This is a genomic window from Clostridium boliviensis, from assembly GCF_033342255.1.
In the GTDB taxonomy this organism is placed as follows: Bacteria; Bacillota; Clostridia; order Lachnospirales; family Lachnospiraceae; genus Lacrimispora; species Lacrimispora boliviensis.
The window spans coordinates 1-364 of record NZ_JAWONS010000247.1 but is presented as its reverse complement, the minus strand read 5'-3'; the positions used below and the strand labels follow the sequence as shown (position 1 = coordinate 364).

Annotated in this window: 1 protein-coding gene; it reads right to left on the bottom strand. The window is 59.9% G+C overall.

Annotation, left to right across the window (positions count from 1 at the left end; all coding sequences use genetic code 11):
- Positions 1 to 364: OB-fold nucleic acid binding domain-containing protein (locus tag RZO55_RS16885; protein WP_318065429.1), on the bottom strand; the 364-nt coding region annotated here is incomplete at both ends.

The window sequence follows — 364 nt, the reverse complement described above, 5'->3', positions numbered from 1 at the left end:
GCAGATGGAGCTCCACCCGCTTTTCCTCGGCATGGTCGGCGCGCTTCATCGGCTCCGTCTCGTTGAGGTCATTCCCCATCAGAACCAGTTCCCGGGCAAAGTTATCGTATTGAACGGACCCCCGAACTACAACCCACATCCCATCCTTTACCCGGGACAGGAGGGCGGCGTCTTCCTTATCGCGGGCGAACATTTTCACCTGAATCGAATCGGTGAAATCCGTCAGGTTGAACGTAAGCAGCGTGCGACCGCTGCGCAGCTCCCGGGTCTCTGCCTTGAAAACCTCCCCCCGCAATACGACGCGCCGCTCCTCTTCGGTAATCCTCCGGATCGGCACCGGCTCCTCCCGAATCGCATACCCGAC